Origin of the sequence: Limosilactobacillus difficilis (genome assembly GCF_947387495.1) — a bacterium.
Taxonomy (GTDB): domain Bacteria; phylum Bacillota; class Bacilli; order Lactobacillales; family Lactobacillaceae; genus Limosilactobacillus; species Limosilactobacillus difficilis.
The window spans coordinates 26,312-47,647 of sequence record NZ_CANDNU010000010.1; the positions used below are offsets into that span (position 1 = coordinate 26,312).

General features: G+C 50.8%; 20 protein-coding genes, 2 tRNA genes and 2 pseudogenes. 4 read left to right on the forward strand and 20 right to left on the reverse strand.

All coding sequences use genetic code 11. The features are described from left to right. Position 1: 1 nt before the first annotated feature. The 12 genes from QOR82_RS03310 to cysS form a co-directional block, all read right to left on the reverse strand. A complete protein-coding gene (locus tag QOR82_RS03310; protein ID WP_283583348.1) occupies positions 2-1,300 on the reverse strand; it encodes a dihydroorotase in 1,299 nt (432 codons plus the stop codon). Then, the gene (locus QOR82_RS03315) at positions 1,300-2,256 is read right to left on the reverse strand and encodes an aspartate carbamoyltransferase catalytic subunit (protein WP_283583349.1); all 957 of its coding nucleotides are present in this window, start codon (positions 2,254-2,256) and stop codon (positions 1,300-1,302) included. Before QOR82_RS03315 ends, QOR82_RS03310 begins: the two co-directional genes overlap by 1 nt. A gap of 240 nt (positions 2,257-2,496) precedes the next feature. Continuing rightward, a complete protein-coding gene (locus QOR82_RS03320; RefSeq protein ID WP_283583350.1) occupies positions 2,497-3,351 on the reverse strand; it encodes a MurR/RpiR family transcriptional regulator in 855 nt (284 codons plus the stop codon). A 187-nt stretch (positions 3,352-3,538) separates the two neighbouring features. Next, the gene (rplA, locus tag QOR82_RS03325) at positions 3,539-4,228 is read right to left on the reverse strand and encodes a 50S ribosomal protein L1 (RefSeq protein ID WP_283583351.1); all 690 of its coding nucleotides are present in this window, start codon (positions 4,226-4,228) and stop codon (positions 3,539-3,541) included. Between the two features lie 92 nt (positions 4,229-4,320). After that, a complete protein-coding gene (gene rplK / locus QOR82_RS03330; RefSeq protein WP_283583352.1) occupies positions 4,321-4,746 on the reverse strand; it encodes a 50S ribosomal protein L11 in 426 nt (141 codons plus the stop codon). A 149-nt stretch (positions 4,747-4,895) separates the two neighbouring features. Beyond that, positions 4,896-5,444 (reverse strand): transcription termination/antitermination protein NusG, encoded by a 549-nt coding sequence (gene nusG, locus QOR82_RS03335; RefSeq protein WP_283583353.1) that lies wholly within the window; start codon positions 5,442-5,444, stop codon positions 4,896-4,898. 107 nt (positions 5,445-5,551) lie between these two features. Then, positions 5,552-5,722: a preprotein translocase subunit SecE gene (gene secE, locus QOR82_RS03340; protein WP_283583354.1), complete on the reverse strand. Its 171-nt coding sequence runs from the start codon at positions 5,720-5,722 to the stop codon at positions 5,552-5,554. Between the two features lie 14 nt (positions 5,723-5,736). Continuing rightward, entirely contained in the window at positions 5,737-5,886 is a 150-nt protein-coding gene (rpmG, locus tag QOR82_RS03345; RefSeq protein WP_283583355.1) for a 50S ribosomal protein L33, read from the reverse strand. A 75-nt stretch (positions 5,887-5,961) separates the two neighbouring features. After that, positions 5,962-6,543 (reverse strand): sigma-70 family RNA polymerase sigma factor, encoded by a 582-nt coding sequence (locus QOR82_RS03350; protein WP_283583356.1) that lies wholly within the window; start codon positions 6,541-6,543, stop codon positions 5,962-5,964. A gap of 239 nt (positions 6,544-6,782) precedes the next feature. Next, positions 6,783-7,553 carry a 23S rRNA (guanosine(2251)-2'-O)-methyltransferase RlmB gene (gene rlmB, locus QOR82_RS03355; protein WP_283583357.1) on the reverse strand — a complete coding sequence of 257 codons (771 nt, stop codon included), beginning with the start codon at positions 7,551-7,553 and terminating at the stop codon, positions 6,783-6,785. Next, a complete protein-coding gene (locus QOR82_RS03360; RefSeq protein WP_283583358.1) occupies positions 7,543-7,956 on the reverse strand; it encodes a Mini-ribonuclease 3 in 414 nt (137 codons plus the stop codon). Before QOR82_RS03360 ends, rlmB begins: the two co-directional genes overlap by 11 nt. 1 nt (position 7,957) lies before the next feature. Beyond that, positions 7,958-9,373, reverse strand: coding sequence for a cysteine--tRNA ligase (gene cysS / locus QOR82_RS03365; protein ID WP_283583359.1), 1,416 nt, complete (start codon positions 9,371-9,373; stop codon positions 7,958-7,960). A 365-nt stretch (positions 9,374-9,738) separates the two neighbouring features. On the opposite strand from cysS, the gene QOR82_RS03370 reads away from it, so the two are divergent. The 3 genes and pseudogenes from QOR82_RS03370 (at position 9,739) to epsC (ending at position 12,367) form a co-directional block, all read left to right on the forward strand. Then, positions 9,739-10,659, forward strand: coding sequence for a PLP-dependent cysteine synthase family protein (locus tag QOR82_RS03370; RefSeq protein WP_283583360.1), 921 nt, complete (start codon positions 9,739-9,741; stop codon positions 10,657-10,659). Positions 10,660-10,693: 34 nt separating this feature from the next. Next, positions 10,694-11,835 (forward strand): annotated as a pseudogene (locus QOR82_RS03375) (trans-sulfuration enzyme family protein). Between the two features lie 28 nt (positions 11,836-11,863). After that, a complete protein-coding gene (epsC, locus tag QOR82_RS03380) occupies positions 11,864-12,367 on the forward strand; it encodes a serine O-acetyltransferase EpsC (RefSeq protein ID WP_283583361.1) in 504 nt (167 codons plus the stop codon). Positions 12,368-12,525: 158 nt separating this feature from the next. Here the strand turns inward: epsC and QOR82_RS03385 are convergent, their stop codons facing one another. From QOR82_RS03385 to QOR82_RS03400, 4 genes and pseudogenes are all read right to left on the reverse strand, one after another. Next, the gene (locus QOR82_RS03385; protein ID WP_283583362.1) at positions 12,526-13,893 is read right to left on the reverse strand and encodes a flavocytochrome c; all 1,368 of its coding nucleotides are present in this window, start codon (positions 13,891-13,893) and stop codon (positions 12,526-12,528) included. 65 nt (positions 13,894-13,958) lie between these two features. After that, positions 13,959-14,978, reverse strand: coding sequence for a lipoate--protein ligase (locus tag QOR82_RS03390; protein WP_283583363.1), 1,020 nt, complete (start codon positions 14,976-14,978; stop codon positions 13,959-13,961). Positions 14,979-14,987: 9 nt separating this feature from the next. Beyond that, entirely contained in the window at positions 14,988-16,385 is a 1,398-nt protein-coding gene (lpdA, locus tag QOR82_RS03395; RefSeq protein WP_283583369.1) for a dihydrolipoyl dehydrogenase, read from the reverse strand. A gap of 222 nt (positions 16,386-16,607) precedes the next feature. Then, a pseudogene (locus QOR82_RS03400) lies at positions 16,608-16,826 on the reverse strand (lipoyl domain-containing protein); the annotation flags it as partial. 120 nt (positions 16,827-16,946) lie between these two features. On the opposite strand from QOR82_RS03400, the gene QOR82_RS03405 reads away from it, so the two are divergent. Next, complete coding sequence (locus QOR82_RS03405) at positions 16,947-18,362, forward strand: DUF2252 domain-containing protein (protein WP_283583364.1); 1,416 nt, start codon at positions 16,947-16,949, stop codon at positions 18,360-18,362. Positions 18,363-18,472: 110 nt separating this feature from the next. On the opposite strand, the gene QOR82_RS03410 is transcribed toward QOR82_RS03405, so the two are convergent. From QOR82_RS03410 to QOR82_RS03425, 4 genes are all read right to left on the reverse strand, one after another. Beyond that, a complete protein-coding gene (locus QOR82_RS03410) occupies positions 18,473-19,330 on the reverse strand; it encodes a PPK2 family polyphosphate kinase (protein WP_283583365.1) in 858 nt (285 codons plus the stop codon). A 39-nt stretch (positions 19,331-19,369) separates the two neighbouring features. Beyond that, positions 19,370-20,878, reverse strand: coding sequence for a glutamate/gamma-aminobutyrate family transporter YjeM (gene yjeM / locus QOR82_RS03415; RefSeq protein ID WP_283583366.1), 1,509 nt, complete (start codon positions 20,876-20,878; stop codon positions 19,370-19,372). A 177-nt stretch (positions 20,879-21,055) separates the two neighbouring features. After that, positions 21,056-21,128 (reverse strand) — tRNA-Thr (locus QOR82_RS03420). Positions 21,129-21,178: 50 nt separating this feature from the next. Continuing rightward, positions 21,179-21,251: transfer RNA gene (locus QOR82_RS03425), tRNA-Asn, on the reverse strand. Positions 21,252-21,336: the final 85 nt, after the last annotated feature.

Genomic DNA, 21,336 nt, shown 5'->3' on the forward strand with positions numbered 1-21,336 from the left:
TCTACCTCCTCTGGTAAACAACCTTGCCATCAACCAAGGTTAACATCGTGGTGCAATCAACCGTGTCGCCAGTAAAAGGCGTGTTCTTACCCTTTGAACGGTAATCGGCTTCTTCCAACTTGCGCGGCGTCTGCAGGTCAAAGACCGCGACGTCCGCTGGTTCACTGGGCATTAAGTAGCCGGCATGCTGAAGATGAAAAGCCTTCGCCGGAGCGACCGTCAACCAATGCAGGAGCTGGGTCAGACTGAAGACCCCCTTCTCCACGAATTCGGTATACAGCTTGTTAAAACACGTCTCGCTCCCGGTAATGCCATTAGTCGCGTGAACTAAATCATCGTGTGGCTTTTCTTTAGCGGCGTGAGGAGCATGGTCAGTTGCAATCATGTCGATGGTCCCGTCCAACAAACCCTCAATCAGCGCTTGACGGTCTGCTTCATTACGGAGCGGCGGATTCATCTTGTAGTAGGAGTCACAACCCACAATGTCCTTATCAGCCAGCAGTAAGTGGTGTGGCGCTGCTTCAGCAGTGACGTTCAATCCGTGAGCCTTGGCTTGCCGAATGAGTTCAACACTCTGCCGTGTGGACACATGGCACATGTGATAGTGCCCACCCGTCGCCTCACAAAGCATTAAGTCGCGAGCTAACTGGGCACTTTCACTGGCGTTAATTTTGCCGGGTAGCCCCAGTTCGTCAGCCTTCTTACCGGCATTAATGACGCCGCCAAAAAGCAGGGCATTCTCTTCGACGTGCGCCGCAACCACCGTATTGTTAGCCTTCGCTTGCTGGAGAGCATGGTACATCACATCGGAACGCTGGATGCCGCTGCCGTCATCGGAAAAGGCAAAAGCACCAGCCGCCAGCTGATCATGGAAATTGACGGTTTCCTGGCCTGCCCGCCCGACCGAAACTGGTGAATACTGCTTGATGTGCACGACGCCTTCCTCGGCATTGCGCGCCAACTGTTTCTTCATCAATTCTGGATTATCAGGAGTCGGGTCCACATTGGCCATCGCGCCGACCGTCGTAAAGCCCCCGTGGGCGGCGGCCAGGGTCCCGGTATGAATCGTCTCCTTATAGGTCTGGCCCGGTTCCCGGTAGTGAACGTGGACGTCAATCAAACCAGGGGTCACCAGATAACCACTGGCATCGAAGTCCTGGTCAACCTCTGCCGGCTCCGCCAGGTGATGGCCAAGAGAAGCAATCTTACCATCTTTTATCAGTAGATCGCATTTGACTAGCCGGTCATTGATATCAACCGTTCCCCCGTGAATCAGGATCGTTTGTGCTTTGTCTGCCATTATTCCAGTCCTCCCAAGTGCCGGCCGCGCAGGACACTTTCCAGCATGGCCATCCGCATGTAAACCCCGTTAACCACCTGGGTGACGTACAGGGATTTCGAAGCTTCGACGAGATCACCCGCCAATTCAACGTTGTGGTTGATCGGACCTGGGTGAATGATCACGGCATTTTCCTTCATCCGGTCATAACGGTCGTGGTTGATCCCATACTTCTTAAAGTAGGATTCTTCGCTAAAGCCCGCCTCGTTCGGGTCGCCGGCGTGGCGTTCGTGCTGGACCCGCAAGAGGTTTAAGACATCGACCTTGTCGACCAGGTCATCGATCGGCATATATTTGCCATACTTGTCAAACTTGTGGTCGTACCAGTATTCAGGACCCGAGAAATAGACTTCAGCCCCGAGTTTATTAAACATTTCCATGTTGCTTTTCGCTACCCGAGAGTAGTTGATGTCACCGACGATGGCAACCTTCAGCCCCTTGAAGTGGCCAAAGTGTTCATGTACGGTCATCATATCGAGAAGGCATTGGGAAGGGTGCTGCCCGCTGCCGTCACCAGCATTGACAATTCCCATATTGAGGTGCTGGGACGGTTTGGTGTGGATCAGTGGTTCATAGTAGGCATTCTCAGAATGACGCATCACTGCCAGCTTAACTCCAATCGCATTGAGCATCAGCAGGGTATCATAAAGGGTTTCGCCCTTGCTCATCGAACTGTGCGCCGTGTCGACGGGCAGCTCAGTCAAACCGAGTCTGCGTTCCGCCATCCCAAAACTGTTATGCGTCCGTGTTGAATTTTCAAAGAAGAGATTAGCAACGTAAACAGGGCTGGTCAACTTTGGCACCGCGCCCCCACGTTTAAAATACTCGGCCCGGTCAATCAGGGCTTGCACCTCGTCGGGCGTTAAATTCTCCACGCTGACAAAGTTTTTAAAGGCAGCATAGTGACGGTCATCCATGATATTTCCTCCTTCGGGTCTATCCAAGCCACAAAAAAACACCCCGCTGATCCGTGAAGGAGCGAGGTGTTTGCAGGATGGTTTAGATCGTCTCCAGCCATCGTATTTCACCGAAATCCCCTTGCTAGCCTCACGGGACCAACGTTAAAGGTTCATTGTCTTAAATTTACCTGCCTAAGGGCCAATTGTCAAGCCCCGGCAAGGGACGAAATCCTTTTATTAAAGGGATTAGCGAAATTATTATTTTTTGGTTTGAAAACGTTTCATTGCGGTGGTCGTCTGCCCGATAACCCGGATTGTCTCTTCGTAATGCTGGGCCACGTAATCAAACATCAGAAGATCAATTGTATAGAGCTGGCTCACCAACGAAGTAGTGGCCGCAGCACGGGAATGAGCTTCCCCAACGTCCTGGGTTAACAGGGTCCAACTAGCAAGACGGGCAGCCTTTGAATTTGCCCGGGCTGTTAAGACCACCCTGACCATTTCCCGTTTCTTGAGTTCTTGCAACAAATCCAAGACTGAGCGGGTTTGGCCCCAATTCGAGATGACAATAAAGAGCGTCTTCGGTTTGGCAGTCACCACCCGCATCATCGCCACGTGCAAGTCGTGAGTTGCGACTGCCAGGCAACCGATCCGGGTCAGCTTAATGGCTAATGATTCTGCCGCAACGGCGGAGGCTCCCGCCCCGTAAATCACGATCTGATCCGCCCAGGCCAGGGCATCGACAGTCTTGGCCACTAATTTCTCATCAAGCATTCGACTGGTCTCGTCAACGACCACCTTGTAGCGGCTGGCGAGTTTAGTGTTAATTGCCTTAGGATCTTCCCCCGGTTCAATTTCAAATTTCTTGCTGGACTTTTGATGTTGGTGCAGTTGCAGGGATAGCTGCATCTTCAATTCGGGATAGCCAGAATATCCTAGGGATTGAGAAAAACGGAAAACCGTCGATTGGGATACTCCGGCACGTTTGGCAAGTTTATTGATCGGCATCATCTGTAGTTCAGTGTAGTGATCACGCATATACACAGCCAGGCGCTGATTGCTCCCCCGCATCTGCCGGGCCGCCCGCCTGATTCTTCCTCGTAAGTCTTCCATGGTAAAAGTCCTCTTGCAAAAATGAGACTGCGACATAATATCACAACATCGTTAAAATATAAGGAATGATACAACAATAGCCCCTAACGTTCGTCAAAAGCGAACGCTAGAGGCCCATTGCTTGTCAGGAATAGCCCCAGCTTTGTATTGACAAAGCCATGAGCCATCCCCTTAATCATGATTAAGCTTAGAAGCTGCTCAGATCAAGCGTAACACTCGGCCCAAAAGTTGAGGCGATTGAAGCGTGCTTGATGTAAGTACCACGAACTGATGCTGGACGAGCCTTTGCAACAACCGTTTCGATTGCCTTCAAGTTTTCAACCAGCTTGTCAGTGTCAAATGAAACCTTGCCGAATGGAACAGCAACGTTACCGTCACGGTCGGTCCGGTAAGTAACCTGACCAGCCTTGGCGTCAGAAACCGCTTGGGCAACGTCCATCGTTACCGTGCCCGTCTTCGGGTTTGGCATCAAGCCCTTTGGCCCAAGGATCCGGCCCAGACGACCAACAGTCGGCATCATGTCTGGCGTTGCAATGGCAACGTCAAAGTCCATCCAGCCGTCCTGGATCTTCTGTGCTAAGTCGTCATCGCCAACGAAGTCAGCACCGGCATCCTTAGCCTGTTGTGCCTTTTCACCCTTAGCGAAGACAATAACCGTAACGTCCTTACCAGTACCGTTTGGCAGAACCAGGGCACCACGCAGCTGTTGGTCAGCTTGCTTGGTGTCGACGTTCAGGTTAAATGCAACTTCGACACTTGAGTCAAAGTTAGCAAAATCAATATCTTTAACTAATTGAACAGCGTCGTTAACAGCGTATTCCTTGCTGTCAACCTTTTTCAGCGCTTCTTGGTATTTCTTACCGCGTTTTTTAGCCATCTGTTGTTTCCTCCTTGCAAATGTGGTCTAACGGAGTTTACCTCCCACGTGAGACAGAGGAGCTTTTGCCCTCCTGCCCGGTAGAGCCGCGCTTAGCCTTCGACTTCGAAGCCCATGCTACGAGCAGTACCTTCAATCATGCGCATTGCGGCTTCAACGTCCGCAGCGTTTAGATCTTGCATCTTAGTTTCGGCGATTTCCTTAACCTGATCCTTGGTTACCTTAGCAACCTTCTTCGTGTTAGGTTCACCGGAACCGTGTTCAACACCAGCGGCTTTCTTCAGCAGTACTGAAGCAGGCGGCGTCTTGGTAACGAAGGTAAATGAACGATCCTCGTAAACCGTGATCACAACTGGGATCAACATCCCCTTTTGATCAGCAGTCCGGGCGTTAAATTCCTTCGTGAAGCCCATAATGTTAATCCCTGCTTGACCTAATGCAGGCCCAACCGGCGGTGCAGGTGTAGCAGCACCAGCAGGGATTTGTAACTTGACAACGTTCGCTACTTTCTTTGCCACGAGACAAAACCTCCTTAGTCCGTGTTGTGGTAATGATGGGGTATCAAAATTTGCCCCTCCCACAGTATGACAAACGCATACTAGGATAAATTAACATAAAAAACGTCCGATGGCAAGCATCAGACGCTGATTAGTGGTTGATTAAATACTTAGTCTTCGACAGTGTCAATCTGGTCAAAGCCCAGTTCAGTTGAGGTCTGGCGGCCAAACATCTCAATGTCCACTTTTAATTTCATCTTTTCGTGATCGACAGCGGTAACCTTACCGTTCAGGTCGGCAAAAGCCCCGGCAATGATCTTAACTTCATCCCCCACGTTGACGTTGATATCGGTCTGTGGGACATCATCACCCATCCGCTTCAGGATCCGGTCTGCTTCTTCTGGCAGCAGGGGGGTTGGTTTAGAACCACCACCGTGAGAGCCGAGGAAGCCGGTAACCCCTGGCGTGTTCCGGGCAATGTACCAGGCCCGGTCAGTCATGATCATTTCAACCAAGACGTAACCAGGGAAGGTCTTTTCAACCGTTTCCTTGGCGTTGCCATCCTTCACCGTCCGAACAGTGTCTTCCGGAACAACTACCCGGAAAATGTAATCCTGCATGTTCATCGACTGAACCCGTGATTCAAGGTTGCTCTTTACCCGGTTTTCATAACCGGAGTACGTGTGCAAAACGTACCAGCGCTTTTCATTTGTTTCCACGATTATTCTCCTTGTTCAACCTACTTTTGTCTAAAATAAAAAACCCCGTGTTCCACGAAGTTTTTAGCCATTAAGATTATAACAAAATTGGCGGTTGCCTACCAGTCCTACTTGACAAACCACAACATCAAAGAATGAATTAACCAATCAGCAATGGCAAAGAAAACGACGAAAAATAACGTCAGCGTAATCACGATTCCCGTATCACGCCGGTTTTCCTTTGCTGTCGGCCAGATGACCAAATGCATTTCATGAAAAACACTCTTGATAAACTTCATCAGACTACCCCCGCTCACCGTGTTTCACGGTGAATAGTGTACTCACCGCAATGTTTGCAATATTTGCGCAACTCCAACCGATGATCACGGTTAGGATTGACGGTCGTCGTGTAGTTGCGGGCCCCGCATTTTGAGCACTCCAGTGCGACTTTTCTCTTCGTCACGCAACCACCTCCACATACCTAGTAACTGTACATGAATTATTAAGCAAATGCAAGTTGTCAACTTCAAGGTCAGGGTCATTGGGCTAGGCGAACCAGTTTCCGATGCGCCCGCTCCAAACCACCCATGACCTTCTTGGGCGAGCAATGAAGCTCCTGGGCAATTTCGTTAATGCGAAAACCCTGCGTTTGTCGCGCAAAAACTTGATTTTCAAAAACGGAACACTGATCCTGTAATTCTCGATACAGGCTTATGCACTCCACCTGATCATGAACCGCAGCATGAATGTTAATGTCCGGCAAGGTCTCCTCGTGAATCTTACTGAGCTCTCCAATCTGTGCTGCCGGAATGCGTTTGCCAGCGGCCTGGAGACGGTATAAATCGCGGAGACGATTGCGCAGGGCTCGTTTATAAAACCAACAGAAGCGCACCTGTGTATCAGCCCGGTAACTGGCGATGGAGCGGATCAACGTCAGCATTGCTTCCTGCGACCAGTCCTCAAATTCCAGTCCGGGAATGAAGTGGATCCGCCAGATTTTCTTGATCAAGGGTAAATAATTAGCGAATAATTGCTCTAGATTATCACTACTCCCAAATTTAGCACCGGTAATAAGCGTCATTTCTTCCTGATTAGCGCGAATAAAATTTTCAAGTTGCATGTTACAAGTCTCCCCCAATAGCCTTGCAGCACTCACCAAATTTATTTACAAAAAAACGCAAACAAATTTCAATGATAATGCCAGCAAATTGCGTATCTATCTTTTGTTGGCATCAATAATTAACAATCTCACAGTTCATAGATTAGCAAAACACGCTATTACAATCAAGTGTTTTTGAAAAAACTTTCCAAGAGCGGTAATTAAAAAACCGTGGTCATCGCCACGGTTAATCGTCATCGTTATTGTTCTAGAGGATGGCGCGAGTTAAATCCCTGGTAGATCAGCAAGCTCGCTGCCACACTGGCGTTTAAACTCTGCACATGACCAATCATCGGGATTGTTAACATTTCATCACAACTCTTTTTCAGTAATGGCGAAATTCCCTTGCCTTCGTTACCGATCACAATGGCTACGGGCCCCTTCGCATCCCACTGGCGATAATCCTGACCCTTCATATCCGTACCAAAGAGCCAGACGCCCCGCTCCTTGAGTTCTTGGGCAGTCTGGACAAGGTTAGTGACCCGGGCAACCGGCACGTGTTCGAGCGCCCCAGCCGCCGTTTTGGCAACCACTTCTGTCAGTCCCACTGCCCGGCGTTTGGGAATGATCACCCCGTGAACCCCAGCCGCATCCGCTGTCCGCAAAATCGAACCAAGGTTATGAGGATCAGCTAACTGATCCAAAATCAAGAAAAACGGAGCTTCATCACGTTCCGCTGCCCGTTGGAACAGGTCGTCAATCGTCGCATAATGGTACGCCGCTACTGCCAGAATCACTCCCTGGTGGTTTTGGTGATCACTCATTTGGTCCAGCTTTGTCTTCGGAACGCTTGAAATGACGAGGTGTCGGCGCTTGGCCAGTTGAATAATTTTACCAATCGCATCGGACCGCAACCCCGCCTGGATAAAGACCTTGTTAATCTCTTGGTCCTTCGCTTTCAGCGCCGCAACGGCCGGATGGCGACCGATTATAAAGTCGCTTTTCGAAGAGTCGTGCTTATTAGTCTTCATGCTCTGTGCGCCCCGCTTCCACTTGATCGATGCACCACTGCGCTAATTCTTTGAGACGGGCAGTTTCTCCCGCCAGCTGCAGATACCCAAACAGGGCTTCAAACCCAGTCGAAACCCGGTAAGTAAGTACGCTCGTATGTTTGGCGTGCGTATAACTTTTCGCATTGCGGCCCCGTTTGAAGTAGGCCCACTCCGTCTCGTTCAGCACTTGGTCCTCTTCCATTAGCGAAATCAGCGCCGCCTGCGCCTTCGCTGACACAAAGTGCGTCGCCGCTCGCTGCAATTTGTTGGGACGGGTCAAGCCCTTCTCCAGCAAATGCTGGCGGATAAAGGGCTCGTAGACAGCATCCCCTAGGTAAGCCAGGGCAATGCCATTTAGTTGCTGGTAATCAAATTCTGTCATCTTATGCCTTTCTGTAACGGGTCCCCTGGGGAGTATCCTCCAGGATGATCCCTTGTTTCTTCAGTTCGTCGCGAATCTCATCGCTGCGCTTAAAATTGCGTGCCGCCCGGGCCTGGTTGCGCTCATCAATCATTTTTTTGATCCGCTCGTCGTCAATCGGCGTAGCAGCATTTTCCGTCAAATCGACGCCAAAAATGCTCATCAGTTGCCGAATCTGTTTGCTGAGGGCACTTAAACTGCCCCGCGCAACGGTCTTCCCCTGGGCGTAAACGTTGGCGTACTTCACCAATTCGTAGACGACCGCAATCCCGTTTTGGACGTTGAAGTCATCGTCCATCGCCTCGCGGAACTGCTGGTCAAAGTCCTTCACTTTGGCGGCCACTTCATCGTTAGTTCCTTCAACCGCATCACTCTGCCGATAAGCCAGATTTTGCAGTGCTGTCTTAATATGCCGCAGGTTATTTGTCGCATCTGCCAGAGTCTCGTCACTATACTGAATTGGCCGCCGGTACTGGGTCGTCGACATGCAGAAGCGCAGCACCTGGGGATCGACGTGTTGGATAATCTCGTGCACAGTGATGAAATTATGCAGGGATTTGCTCATCTTTTCGTTGTCCTTGCCGACCGTGACGAACCCATTGTGCATCCAGTAGCGGACAAATTTCTGGCCAGTTGCGGCTTCAGACTGGGCAATTTCGTTTTCATGGTGCGGGAATTCAAGGTCTTGGCCGCCGCCATGAATATCAATCGTCTTGCCAAGGTAGCGAGTGCTCATCACAGAGCATTCAATGTGCCAGCCGGGACGCCCCTTTCCCCACGGCGAATCCCACGAAATTTCACCCGGTTTAGCTGCTTTCCAGAGAGCAAAATCGAGGGGATCCGCCTTTTTTTGAACTTCGTCGGCACTGACATGTTCACTGGCCCCGGTTTCAAGATCGTCTAGTGACTGGCCAGAGAGCTGCCCGTAATGCTGAAACTTGCGCGCTCGGTAGTAAACATCGCCATCCACGACGTAGGCATAGCCTTTGGAGATGAGCGTCTGCACAAATTCAATAATCTGCGGAATGTTCTGGGTAGCCCGGGGATGCATGGTAGCCGGTTCAATGTTTAGTGCCTTCGTATCCTCCATAAAGGCTTTGATGTACTTATCAGCAAGGGCTGGCACCGTCGTCCCCTCTTCATGAGCCTCCCGAATCATCTTGTCATCGACGTCGGTAAAGTTGGAAACGTAGCGCACGTCATAGCCTAGATACTCAAGATAACGTCGCACCGTGTCGAAGGCAATCGCGCTGCGGGCATTGCCAATATGAATGTAGTTGTAGACTGTCGGGCCACAGACATACATCGTTACCTTTCCCGGAGTAAGTGGGTGAAATTCTTCCTCTTGGCGCGTGAGGGTATTGTAAATCTTTAGCATGGTCGACAGCTCCTTTGTTCTTTAATGACTTCATCTTACCACAGCTAGAAAGCCTCTGGGTGAGCAAAGTGTTGCCAAACTTATTCTTGACAGACACCATCACCCGTGTTTATCATACTTGTAAATTAACAAGGAGGCAGTCAAATGACTAACAACAACGTCAAAATGAATAACTACTGTTGTTGTGGATCGCGTCTTAGGCGACCCATCATTTTGGCGTGCCCCCAGCGGGCAAAATAAGATCAACTTACCCCACGTCAACAACAGTGGATCAACTAAGACGCAGATTTCGTCATTGCGAAAGCTGCGTCTTTTTGTTTTCCCTAAATTATTGTCCCCCACGAATCACCGAAAGGAAGCAAGTTATGATTTACCACTCAATCGATCAATTAATTGGCCACACACCACTTCTCGACCTTCCAATCGACGTCCCCAATAGCAGCCGAATCCTGGCCAAGCTCGAAATGCAAAATCCAGGCGGCAGCGTTAAGGACCGGCTCGGTTTAGAAATAATTGAGGAAGGAATTCGCCAGGGCCGAATCATTGCCAATCATACCCACATCATCGAGCCAACCGCTGGCAACACCGGCATTGGTATCGCCCTGGCTGCCCAAAAATATCACCTGCCCGTCACCTTCGTCGTGCCAGATAAATTCAGCCCCGAAAAGCAGGCGATCATGAAGGCGTTGGGAGCTACCATCATCAACACACCGTCAGATGCCGGGATGAAAGGTGCTGCTGTCAAAGCCAAAGCACTGGCCAAGCAAACCCCTGCTGCTTACGTTCCCATGCAGTTTACCAATCCCGTGAATCCCTTAACTTACGAGCGGACTCTCGGCCCCGAGATCATCGCCGACTTAGCCGGTCAGGAATTAACCGCCTTCGTTGCTGGAGCAGGTACGGGTGGCACTTTTGCCGGCACCGCTCGCGCATTGCGGGCTGCTTATCCCGATCTACAGGCCATCGCTGTGGAACCCGAGGGCTCGATTCTAAACGGCGGACCGGCCCACCAGCACAGGACCGAGGGAATCGGCGTTGAAATGATTCCACCATTTTTTAAGGGGCTCAAGATCAACCAAGTCCAAACCATTGCGGATCACGACGCCTTTCGACAGGTTCGACGAGCAGCTGCCGAGCTCGGTCTCTTGATCGGCAGTTCCAGCGGGGCTGCTCTGCAAGCCAGTCTCAACGTCGCCCGAATCCTGCCGAAACATTCAACCATCGTCACCATCTTCCCCGATGGCAGCGACCGCTACCTCGGTGAAGGCATCTACGATAAAGATTAAATTAAATAACAATCATCAATAGGAGGCACTCATTATGAAATTTAACACTCAACTTATCCACGGCGGCATCAGCGAAGACCCAGCAACCGGCGCCGTTTCCATGCCAATCTACCGGGCCTCGACTTTCCGGCAAAAGGAGCTCGGCGCTCATCCCAAGTGGGAATATTCCCGGACGGGCAACCCAACCCGGCAAGCCTTGGAACAATTAATTGCCGAATTAGAAGGAGGCGTCGCTGGCTTTGCCTTTGCTTCAGGGTCAGCCGCGATTCACGCCGCCTTCACCCTTTTCTCAGCCGGCGACCACATCGTCGTGGGCAAGGACGTTTACGGCGGCACTTTCCGTCTCATCAACAAGGTGCTGAAGCGTTTTGGCCTCGAATTCACGACCGTTGATACTTCCGACCTCGCCGCAGTTGCTGCCGCCATCCAGGAAAACACCCGGGCTATCTACTTTGAAACGCCGACTAACCCCCTGTTGCAAATTACGGACATCAAAGCGATCGCCAAAATTGCCAAGGAACACCAGCTCTTGACAATTGTTGATAACACCTTTGCCTCTCCCTACAACCAGCAGCCATTGAAACTCGGCGCTGACATCGTCCTGCACTCCGCTACCAAGTATCTGGGCGGCCACTCAGACCTGGTAGCCGGCCTTGCCGTCGTCAACAGTCAGGACCTAGCTGACCAGTTCGCTTTTCTGCAAAATTCGATTGGCAGTCAGCTAGGTCCCGACGATAGCTGGCTGCTCCAGCGGGGAATCAAAACTCTGGCTGCCCGGATGCGAGTGCACCTCGAAAATACGGCGGCTATCGTTGACTTCCTGACGAAGACCCCCGAAGTCGCTAAAGCTTATTACCCGGGGCTCACTGATTTTCCAGGTCATGAAATCGCTGCACGTCAGATGAAGCATTATGGGGCGATGATTTCCTTCGAATTGCAACCCGGCCTATCTGCCAAGCAGTTCGTCGATCAGCTACAGTTAATCGGTTTAGCCGAGAGTCTCGGTGGGATCGAAAGCCTAATCGAAGTGCCTGCTGTTATGACCCATGGCTCGATCCCTCGAGAAATCCGCTCAAAGACGGAATCAAGGATGAGTTGATCCGTCTGTCTGTCGGTCTGGAAGATCCTGCGGACCTCATCGCCGACCTCAAACAGTCGCTGGCAAAGTTAAAATAGCGGCACAAACTTGAAAGCAGTGGTCAAAATGTATAAGGCAGCAAAATACATTCAGCAAGTTGATCCCGCGGCTAGCAGTCCTTGGGAAGTCATTTTTACCTACGCCGGCTTTCACGCTCTCGGCTGGTACCGGGTCAGCCACTGGCTCTACCAGCATCACTGGCGCTTTGGTGCCGCCATCGTAGCTAATTGCGGCAAGTTCTTTACCAAAGTTGAGATCCACCCCGGTGCCCAAATTGGCCACCATGTTTTTATCGATCACGGCTACGGAACGGTAATCGGACAGACCGCGGTTATCGGCGATTACGTTACCATTCTTCATGGTGTCACCCTGGGAAATCGCCGGCCAGGCAGTCAACCAGGCCAAGTACGCCATCCCCGTGTGGGCAGTCATGTCTTCATCGGCGCACACGCCCAGCTCCTTGGCAATATCCACATTGGCGATCATGCTAAAGTGGGGGCCGGTGCCATTGTCCTTCGGGACGTTCCGGCAGGGCGGACCGTCGTGGGTAATCCGGGACATTTGATATAAGTACATCCCCCAATAAATAAAGAGCTTAAAATAGGTTAAAATCCTGCAATATGATATCCAAAAGGCCTCAAGCATTCGGAAAAACCGAACGTTTGAGGCCTTTTGTGCTTACTAGAAGGTGCAAACGAAGTCGTAATCGACCTCTGTTCCGCTCCCCTTTATTTTCTCAAATCTTTTACCGCCTGAATTCCGGCCTGTCGCCCGAACACCACCGTTTCCGCAATCGAATTGCCGCCAATCCGGTTATTGCCATGCAAGCCACCGGTGACTTCGCCCGCCGCCAGTAAGCCGGCAATGACGTTCCCATTGGCATCCAGCACCCGCGTCTGCGGATCGATGTGCAAACCACCCATCGTGTAGTGAACGGCCGGTGCAACGTGAATCGCGTAGTAGGGAGCCTGGGTCAGGGCGTGGGCTAACGATTGCCGCCCAAAGTCTTGATCGCGATCCGCCGCAACCTGCTGATTCCAGTGGTCGACCGTTTTTTCAACACGGGCGGCTGGTAAACCAATTTTTTTAGCAAGGTCGCCCGGCTTTGCCGCCGTCTCAACCAATCCCACCTGATCATAAAAATCGATAGCCCGGGCTCGGGAGCGAACCCCCGCATCAAAAATCAGATAAGCACTGTGTTCTGGCAAAGCAGTAATGGCATTGCTGACGACACGCCGGGTCGTCAGTTCGTTAACAAAACGCCGACCAGCTGCATTCACCAAGATCGCTCCTTCGCCACGGACCGCTTCGGCAATCAAGTAGGCATGTGGCCCATCCTGTTGTACGGTCGGGTGCACTTGAATCCACGACAGATCGCGGCTAGCTGCCCCGACCATCTCACCGAGCTTTAAACCGTCGCCCTGGGCGCCTTCCTGGTTCGTCGTAGCGTACCCAGCTAAGTCAGGACGCAAACGGCTGATCAGGGCCGCATTGGCGCCAAATCCGCCCGTTGCTAGGACCACCACCGACGCTTGAATCTGCCGTTCACCCGCCGCAGTCTGGACCGTGACCCCGTCAACAAAGTGACGTCCGGCGACAAGTTTGCTGCTCAAGGCCGTGACTTTCGTCTTAGTGAAGACCGGAATGCCGTGTTCAGCCAGCTGTTGGCGCAATCCCTTGACCAAATAGCCGCCAACCGGAGCTGTGGAGGACGGTCGGTGGGTCCGTTGGCGACTCATTCCGCCAGTAATGGTGAGCCCCGTCAACGGCATTCCGTGCTGCGTCAACCAGTCAATCGCCAAGTTGGCGTGGTGAACGAAGAAGTTCAGTAACTGGGGATCATTTAAGCGGCCGCCACCCTTCATCGTTTCCCAGTAGAAATTTGCCATCGAATCGATGACCCCGTGGTCGAGTTGAACCATTGTTTCTGCCGCGTTCATCCCCGACGAAGCCCGGCTGGTATTGCCCCCGACCTGGTCCTCTTTCTCTAAGACGGCGACCTGCGCGCCGAGTTCTTCGGCCTGGAGCGCTGCCGTCATCCCGGCACCTCCCGCACCGATGACCAGCACGTCATATTTTGCTGCAAGCTCTGTCATTGCCCTTCCTTTCTGCGGTTATCCGCACATTCCTGTTGATTGCTAGCGTCATTATATCATTAAGATCAATGCTGCTGCGCCAGTAATTCGATAACCGCCGCAGCGGGAATCCCAATAAAATAGCTGCCCAGGTCCAGTGCTTTCAGAACCTGTTTGATTGCCGCTGGCTGATAGGCCTGGCCCTTGAGTGCCTCTTCCACTCCGGCGACGTCAGCCGTCCCGAAAAAATCCCCATAAATTTTAACGGAACGAATCTTGGCGTCTTCGACCAAAAAACGGGCGTCAATCGTCCCACCAGTAAAGTGACGGCGCTTATGAATCGTGAAAGCTGGCGACTGTCCATAAACCCAATCCCAGTTATCATAGTAGCGTTGCCGGAGCTTAGCGATAGCAAGCCGATCACTGGTGGTCAGTTGGTAAGCCCGCGCCGTAATCTCGTTTAAGTCCGTCACCCCAAAAATCCGCTTGATCAGCTCATCGCGAAACTGTTCGGTCGTTAAATGCTGAAACGGGGGTGCTAAGTAAGGAGCAAGGTTGGTAACCCGCGAACGGACTGAGTGAATCCCCTTCGATTCGATCTTGTCGCGAGGTACCCGCAAGGCGGACCCGACCGCTGTCATGTCGACGTTATACATCAAAGTGCCATGGACAAAAGTACGACCGTTGCGGGTGTACATAGCGTTGCCGGAAAATTTGCGTCCCGCTATCTCCATATCGTTGCGCCCCGTGACGACAGCTTCTTTTGCGCCCATTTCGTGAAGGGCGGCGAGGACGGGTGTCAGCAAATATTTGAACTGGCCAAAGCGGGCCCGATCCGCTGGTTGAATGATGCTAAAACACAAGTTGCCCCGATCCTGATACATCGCGCCGCCACCCGACAAACGCCGTGTCACCGTGATGTCATGGCGTTGGCAATATTGCTGATTGATTTCTTCAAAGGTGTTTTGGTTGCGACCGACAATCAGACAAGGCCGCTCGATATAAAACAGCATCATCGGCAAGTGGATCCGAGATGAATTCATCAGGTGCTGTTCCGTTGCTAAGTTATCCCGAATGTCGTCGCTTTGCATCACATAGTAATCCATTTACGACTCCTATATATTGATCGGCAAACCCAGGGCCAAATCAGCGCAGTCCAGCACCGCCTCCCCGAGACTCGGGTGGGGGGCAATCGTGTTGGCAAGGTCAGCCACCGTCCGCCCACTATCAATTGCCAGGGACAGCTCACCAATCAGGTCTTCCGCGGCTACTCCGGCAATCTGGGCGCCGATCAGCCACTTTGCTCGTCCCTGGTAAACCAGACGGACAAAGCCCTGGGTCGAATTCATTGTCACGGCCCGGCCATTAGCCAGTAACGGAAATTTCACACTGTGAACGTCCGTGCGCCCTGCCTGACGCGCCTGCTCAGCTGTCAAGCCAGTTGTTGCTAGCGGTGTGTTGACATAACAAACTGCCGGCATCGCCCGCTTGCTTGTTGAAACATCACGTCCGGCAATCGCGGCCGCCACGATTTTTCCTTGGTAACTCGCCTTGTGCGCAAGGGCCGGTCCACTCACGACATCCCCGATCGCGTAGATGTGGGGAACGTTCGTCCGACACTGGGCGTTCACCTCGATCAGTCCCCGCGAATCCAGCACAACACCTGCTTGCTCTAGGCCAAGCTGATCGGTGTTCGGTCGTCGTCCCTTGGCCACCACCACGTAGTCGACCCGGGTTGAATGGAGCTGACCATCCTTTTCGTAGCCCACCTCAATGCTGTCGTCTTTGGCTGATAGCTGCGTGACCCGCGTCTTAGTTAAGATTTGTACGTTTTTAGCCGCAAAATCATCCATGGCCATTGCCGCCATGTCCGCTTCCCAATTTGCCATAATTCGACTCCGGGCTACCATAATTGTCACCTGGGAACCAAAATTAGCATAGGCACTAGCTAATTCACAACCGATATGGCCACCGCCAACGATCAACATACTCTTGGGAACCTCTTCCAGATCCAGCGCCCCTGTTGAGTCCAGAACTCGGCCGCCGATCGGCAGATTCTTGATTGTCACGGGGCGGCTTCCCGTCGCGATGATCAAATTGCGGTAGGAATAATCTGTTTGCTCGCCCTCGTGGCTAACCCTAATCTGGCCAGGGGCCGTGATGGTCGCCCTGCCCCACAGAACGTGGATGTGGTGTTTTTTAAAGAGGCTTGCGACCCCGTCTGTCATCCGCTTGACGGTCTGATTCTTGAATTGATGCACTTGTCCCATATCTAAAGTGACATCATCCGCATGAATGCCCATCGCACGAGAATGAAAGACTGTTTGCAAGTTATGACCAGCCTGGATCAAGGCCTTCGAGGGAATGCAGCCCACATTTAAGCAGACTCCCCCGAGAAAACGGTTCTCCACTACCGTCACATCCTGACCCAGTTCTGCTGCACGGATTGCTGCCACATAGCCGCCAGGTCCAGCACCGATCACCACCGTATCCAGGTGCTGCCCATCTACAATCGAGTCTGGCTTTGGCGCCGCCTCTTCTCGTTTTGACAAATCACTTGCCGACGTTGTCTGTTCAGCCGCAGCGCTAACTGGTTCGTCGGCACCGAGCAAGTCATCGATTGATTCATCTGTCCCAAAGGTAGTCTGGCCCGTTGACGAAGCGTCACCACCTGCTGAGGCATGATCGTTTTCATCATCCTGGTCACTTGCTGTTTGCTTGAATACAGCTAAAACCTGTCCTGGACGAGCCGTTTGCCCACTCGTCAACTTAATCTGGTTGATAATGCCCGTCACGGGCGCAGACAGTTCTTCAACGGCTTTACCCGCTTCAACCTGAACCAGGTCCTGTCCCTTCTTAACGTGATCGCCCTCGGCAAAATGCCATTGCCCCAGGGTAACAGGATCATTGCCGTTCACTGACGGCAGGCGCATCTGTTTTTCATCATCCATCATACTAGCCCCTTTACCATATAACTGTTAATTCTCATTATAACGCTCGGATACCACCGCCATTTGAACTTTCTAGCCACTTCCCATACAATTAAGCTGATTAATTAAGAAAGGTATTTTCATATGAACAGACTACCACTAGATTTCTTCAACTTGGATCGGATCAACGTCCATCATTCCAAGCATGAACTCAAGAAGCTGGGAAAAATGCAGCGCCAAAAGGTGCAACCGGAATTATTGGGAACCTACATCCCAGTTCACCGTGACGCCATCGAGATGATCAAGTCGACCGAAGCCAACATGATTCCTGAATTGCTGCCAATGCGTCACCAGCGAATGGGGGTCAACGACTTTACCTTTTTCCGTGGGACCGCCGAACTGATGGAGGCCGACCTGCGTCAGCAGAACCAGAGCGGAATCAGCACCATCATTTGCGGTGATGCCCACGTTAATAACTACGGCTTCTATGCCTCACCGGAACGAAAATTACTGTTTGACCTGAATGATTTTGACGAAGCGCGAATCGGGAATTGGGAAAGCGACCTCAAACGTTTAATGGTCAGTATCATCCTGGCCGGACGGGTCAATGGCTTTAGCGACAATGATCTCCGCCACATCTTAAAAAAAGTCGTCAAAGTTTACCGGCGCAGCGTTAAATACGATTATCACCAGAGTCTGGCCAGCAACTTCTACGCCTCCTTTGAAATACACGACATGATCCAAGAACTGAAAGAGTCAGCCGACGGCAATGTCAGTGGCACCAGTTTTAATAAGATCCTTAATAAAATTTTGGTCAAGAGTTCCAGTTCCAACTCCGAAACGATTACCAAAAAGATGACACATCTTAACAGTCAGGGCCAACGAGTCTTCAATGATAACCCGCCGCGCGCACGCCACGTCAGTCCCCGTCTCTATCAGGAAATTGTCAATGGCTACTACAGTTACCGCTCCCAGGTCCGGTCCGATGTCAGGGTCTTACTGGCCAACTTCACCATTTCTGATATTATCCGTTACAGCGTTGGTGTCGGCAGTTTCGGCACCCGTTGCTACTTGATCCTACTGACCGGCGTTGACGGCTCCCACCTGGTCCTTCAAATCAAGGAATCGTTGCCGCTGCGTTACAACTTGTTGTCCCTGCCAATCGTCGAAGCTGTCCGCCGCAGTCGTAATGCGGGCGAACGAATCGTCACCGCCCAAAAAGTTTTGCAGTCAGCATCCGACCCCTTCCTAGGCAGCACCCGTTTTGGCAACCGCTCCTACTACTTGCGGCAGTTCCGGGACATGAAGGAGTCAATCAATACCGCCAAACTGGACCTTGACGGTTTCCAACTCTACACTGAAACCTGCAGCCTGCTCCTAGCCAAAGCCCACTTCCAAAGTCCCACGGCGCCGATCATTTATGGCTACCTCAAGGGGCAAAAAAAGCTAGACCAAGCTTTAACTGAATGGGCATTTAACTACGCCAAACAGGTCAATCGCGACTTCCAGCGCTTCAAGGACGCCTTAAATCCAGACACTAAGCAACTCGAAATCAACTAAACTGAATAAAAGATGACATCAACAGAATTGGGGTAAAAAACAAAAAAGGTCTCACAATCGTTAGAACTCTGTCTAACAACCGTGAGACCTTTCCAATCCTGTTGGTGTTTTTATTTTTCTTTATCCAAGCGCTTCATCGCTTCGTTCAAACGCGCCGTCTGCTCAGCGTTCATCTTCGGATAAGACAAATTCAGAGCATTGAGCTTCTCAATAAGGATGTTAGAAACGACTAGCCGCTCGTACCATTTGTCATCTCCGGGAATGATGTACCAAGGATCGGCTTTGCTAGCCGTGTGGCGAATCATTTTTTCGTATGCCTGCTGATACTGGTCCCAGTACTGCCGTTCTTTAATATCATCCGGAGAAAACTTCCAGTTCTTTTCCGGTCGCTCAATTCGGGCTAAGAAGCGCTTTTTCTGTTCATCCTTTGACATATGAAGGAAGAACTTGAGGACGAGGTAACCACAGTGGTTGAGGTAGTGTTCATAATGGACCACGTCATGGAAGCGTTCCTTAAAGAACTCATCATTGACGTCGCTGAGTTGGTTCACGTTCGGCAAATTCTCGCCGGGCAGGATCTCTGGATGCACCTGCGGCACCAGCAGATCTTCATAATAAGACCGGTTGAAGATACCGATGACGCCCCGCCGTGGCAAATTGAGATTGACCCGCCAGAGGTAGTCATGGGCAAGTTCACGATGTGACGGGTGCTTAAAGCTGGCTACCTGAAAGCCAGCCGGGTTAATGCCCGCAAAGACATGAGCTACTAAGCTGTCTTTGCCGGCCGCATCCATTCCCTGAAAGACCAGCAGAACGCCGTAGCTATGGTTAGCAAAGAGTTTCTTTTGGAGATTCTTCAAGGGCTTGATGTTCGCCCGCAATTGTTTTTTAAGTTGATTATCATCACCGAGGTCTTGATCCGGGGCCGTTGCCGTTTGACGCAAATCCAAATCCTTGCCGGCGATCATGTATTGTTTGGTATTTATTTATATTTCCCTTCGCAATTCTTAATCATCCAAAACGTGGTTGTGTTCGGCAATCGTGTAGAAAATCCAGGCAACGATGCCAAAGAAGACTGGCCCAAAAGCAGTCCAAAAAGCGGTCATGTAATCGCCAGTCAGACATGGTTGAATGCAAGTGAAGAGAATTCCGATTGCAATCACAAGCCAGACAACAATTGAAGCAATCCAAGATATCCGTTGGCTGTGATAAAAGACAAAGGGCCGGTCCAAATTTTGTTTCATCTTGAAGAATGGGAAAGCCCCAATCAAGAAGAGATATGGTGCCGACGACGAAACGTTCATCATATCCATCAAAATCGTGTAGAACCGGTTAGCCGCGTCCCCACCAAAGGAAATGAAGATAACGATAACGCAAACGATAATGCATTGGATCCACATCGCAAATGATGGCATCCCTGCCTTGTTGAGCTTAGTCATCCGCTTTGGCAACAGCCGTGGATCACAACCTTCAACAAAAGATTTGATCGGTGAATAGACCATGACAAAGGCGGCCCCTAAACCTGAAAAGACATCGGTCATCCCGCTGAAACGAGCAAACCATTGACCGATCATAATTGAAGTTGCGTGGGAAGCACCAAAGTGTTCCCCCATCTTAACCCCAAGGTTATTAATCAGAACATATTCACAGTTGGCAATGTTAACATTCTTACCGCCCAGAACGTCGTACCAGTTTGCAGCAAAACCACAAAGGAAAATCAACAGAACATATAAGATTGTCATGATAGCCATTGAGATGATAATCCCCCGCGGAAAGGTCTTTTCTGGCTGTTTCAGGGAGTCCGTAATCCCAGCCATCGTTTCCAAACCACCATAAGCAAATAAAGCATAGACAATGAAGGATACCACCGCAATCGGTGATACAAAGGCTTTATTTGGTGAATGAATTAGGCTGGCACCGGTCAACGGCTGAGCCAATTGACCGTGATCCATAATCAACAAAATAATACTGAAAAGGATAAAGAGAGCACAAATGCCAAAGACAATTATTCCACCAACTGAAGCTACCCGAGCAATTTTACCAACACCATGCGTCGCAATCATCGTTACAATTAATAAAAATAAAATTTCAAGCAATCCTAATGATTGATTAGCACTTAGTCCCAAGATATGTAGCCCCTGGGTCTTATCCGATCCAAAGATCATTGTCGAGACAGAGACAAAGAAGAATTGAGTTGATGAAACAAGCCAGACAACCCAGGCAGCGAGCCAAATGAAGGTGCCAATAAAGGCTGTCTTTTCACCCACGGAACCGCGGAGCCAGGAAAAAATCCCTCCCTTGGCCGCTTTAAAAGTTGATCCGTATTCAGCAAACATCATTGCTGAGGGCAGGAAGAACAAGATTGCCGTCAAGGCATACCAAATAATACTTGCGTAGCCCATCTGATAATAGGCATTTAAAGAGTTACTAAAGCCAAAGATGGCTGAGAAGATCATCAGCACAAGACTGCCTAAACCAATCTTCGTGTCCACTTTGGGCTTTGATTCGTCGTTCAATGTAAGCGCTTCTTTCTGTATAAATATAGTTGATATACTGAATATTATACACTCTTTAAGCAGATTGAACCGAATGTTTCCATTAAATCTTATAAATATAATTTATGCCTGCATAAGAAAAACCACTAAAAGAAATTCATGAACTTCCCTTAGTGGTTTCGCAAAGCTAATTGATAGTGCCGACAAGAGGATTCGAACCTCCGACCTTCGCCTTACGAAGGCGCTGCTCTACCAACTGAGCTATGTCGGCAAAAAGAACAGGACAGATACTAGCGAACGCCAATACCTGCCCCTTAATAACTCCGGCAGTCAGACTCGAACTGACGACAACCTGATTAACAGTCAGGTGCTCTACCGACTGAGCTATGCCGGAATAATAAAGCGCGGCAGTGCCCTATCCTCGCAGGGAGCGATCCCCCAACTACTTTTGGCGCGCTGAAGCTTAACTGCTGTGTTCG